Here is a 2998-nt window from a genome sequence, read left to right on the forward strand (position 1 = left end):
TGCGCAAGGCCTGTGTCTTGCACTGGGTTTGATATTCTCTTCTGCATTGTGTCAGGCGCAGCAAATTGATCTGGGTGTGGCCGGACAATATTCCGCATTCATCTTTGGTAATGTCAGCAATATCACCGACGTCGAAGGGCGGCTTGCTGTTGGCGGCGCGCTGAATACACCCGGTGGTAACATAGGTGGCAAGATGAATCCCAACGATACTCGCCCGGCGCTGGTGATTGGGGGCAATCTGCTTGCCTATGCAGGTAGTTTGGGATCAAGTACCAATAATGGTTTTGCGATTTACTCAGGCACCAAGGGCGCATCCCCTAAAGTTGCCAGCTACCTTGATTTCCGCAAACAAGATGTCGGCCCCATCGATTTTGAAGCAGAACGTACTTACCTGACCGTGCTCTCGCAACAACTGCGCACAGCCCCGGCAACAGGAACAGTCAGCCAGCTCTATGCGCAGATCACACTGACGGGCAGTAATAAAGATATCGAAGTTTTCAACCTGACCGCAGACCATGTCGTCAGTACCTATAATTTTGTGCTGGCTAACGTAAAACAAGATGCCTACCTGATCTTGAATGTCGCCAGCAATGCCCAGCGTACCATCAAGTTTGGCATCAGCATGACGGCTTTTATCAACCGCCATAGCAAAGTGCTCATCAACATGTATGACACCGAGTTGTTGAACTTTAATAATGCCGGTGTGTATGGCAGCATCCTTGCCCCCTATGCCTGCATCAAGAATTCAGGCGGACATCTGGAAGGCATCGTCATCGCTGCCAGTTGGGATTCGAATATGGAAGTAGGCACGACCCTGTTTGTCCCAACCAATTGAAGACGTGGTGACCATCACCGCATCGAATGAATAAACCCGGCATGATGCCGTCAGAAATACTTATTACCAAGAGTAAAATTATGTTCCGCCACATTCCATTACAACGCAGCGTCGCCAGTATCGTTTTGGCGAGTTTCGTCAGCAGCCTATTGTCACCCTTGGCGATGGCGCAAGGTACAGTGACAGCTGCTTCCCGCGTTGCGGACAGTAATAACAGCGTCCTGCTGCCGTTGGGCCCACGCAAGCTGCCCGCCAGCAAAGGCATGGCCGTCACCATGCCAACGGCCACAGCAGCGAACACCAAGGCATCTTTACTCGCCCCCGCGCCTGTAGCTAACACCAGCAGCACCGCCAGTACCGACTACGCCCGCGCGCTGACCAAACTCATCGACCTCAGCACCCAGGCCAGCCCGCAAAGCCTCACCAATAACGCCGCAGCCCAAAGTGTCATCACCGGCATACGCAGCCAATACCAGGTGCTGCTGCAACAACAGCAACTCATGAGCAAAGCTTTTACCGCAACAGAAAGCTTCCTCACCCAAAACAAACTATCCAGCACCGTCCTCCAGCGCCACCAAAGCATGGTCAGCGAATTTACTGCCCGTGCCAAACTGCTGCAAGACGCCTACGCCCCAATTGACAATGCCGCAGCAGGGAAGGGCGATGCGACTGCCGCCCTCAAGCAATGGCAACAAGCCATTAAACAATACGCCAGCCAGGCCAGTGCACTCAACGGCACCAAACTCCCCTGGGGCAATAGCAGCGACCAGGTACGTAAAACTAGCGCCGGAGCGATAGCACCGCAGTCGAATCAACTCGCCTCCGTGACCAGCACCAGCAGTAATACCAGCCGCCAGTCACCACCACCCGCATTTGCCCCAGCCCCTGCCGTGGCCGCAACAGGCAGTCTCTCCGGCCTGGCTTTACCCGATACCGCCCTGAGTGATGCACCAGCCGCCGCCGATCTTGCCGCCGCTGAAGAAATCCAGCTGACTTCAGAGATCCAGTCCCTGGCTGCCTCCTTACAGAACAACCCCGTTGCCATCTATAACTACGTCCGCAACAACATCAAATACAAAGTTGGTTACGGCAGCCTGCAAGGCGCAGCACAAACCCTGCAAGCCAAGAGCGGCAACGACATCGATGCCGCCAGCTTGCTGATTGCGCTTAACCGCGCAGCAGGCATCCCCAGCCGCTACGTCTACGGCACAGTCGAAGTCCCGACCCAAAGGCTGCTGAACTGGCTGCACGTCGACAACGTCAGCGCAGCGCAATCATTGTTAAGTCAGGCAGGCGTCCCCAACAAAGCCCTCCTCCAGGGCGCACAGATTACCGCCATCCAGGTCGAACACGTCTGGGTAGAAGCCTATGTTGACGCCAGCCCCAGCCGAGGTGCCCGCAACAACACCGCCAGCACCTGGCTGCCGCTCGACCCCAGCTTCAAACAACTCAGCTCCCAGCCCGCTTTAAATCTGCGCAGCAGCGTCAGTCTCAATGAAGCCGGTGTATTTGACATCGCCAAACAAGGTGCTAACTGCACCCCTGATTACGGACAAAGCCTCAACCAGCCCAATATCCAGAGCGCCTTCACTACTTACCAGAACCAGCTCAACCAGGTCCTCAACCAGCAAGGCGCTGACCTTACCATAGGCACAGTCCTCGGTAGTAACGTCATCAGCGCCGAGAACTACGCCATCCTCATGGGCAGTTTGCCCTATAAAACCATCGTTAAAAGCGCCGCCTTCCAGGCCCTGCCTGCTAACTTGAAGGGCGCAGTACGCCTGCAAGTATTTGCCAGCAGCGCAGCACAAGCCCAGGGTACAACCACTGTCAGCTATAACAGCAGCTACGCCGCCCTCGCAGGCAAACGCCTGACTTTAAGCTTCAGTCCCGCCACCCAGGCCGATGCCGACGTACTTGCCGCCTACCTGCCCAAAGCCCATGCCGACAACAGCCCCGTTAGCGCCAGCGAATTCCCGCTCAGCGTCCCCGGCTACCTCATCCAGGTCAAGGCAGAACTCCGCCTCGATGGTCAAGTCGTCGCCAGCGGTGGCAGCTTCACACTCGGCAGCGAACTCAGCGCCTCCATAGGCAGCTTCGAGCCCGCCAGTGGCGGCTGGAACGACAACAACTTCAGCGTCCATGCCGGTGACTACCACGCCA

Annotated in this window: 2 protein-coding genes; both read left to right on the top strand. The window is 56.2% G+C overall.

Features of this window, described 5'->3' with window-relative positions; translation table 11 throughout:
- The coding region (locus tag ACO0LG_RS29475) for a choice-of-anchor A family protein (RefSeq protein WP_423032168.1) at positions 1-835 on the top strand (835 nt) is incomplete at its 5' end.
- Positions 836-915: 80 nt separating this feature from the next.
- Positions 916-2998: transglutaminase-like domain-containing protein (locus ACO0LG_RS29480; protein WP_423032170.1), on the top strand; the 2083-nt coding region annotated here is incomplete at its 3' end.

The organism is Undibacterium sp. Ji42W (assembly GCF_049340405.1).
Lineage (GTDB): Bacteria > Pseudomonadota > Gammaproteobacteria > Burkholderiales > Burkholderiaceae_D > Undibacterium.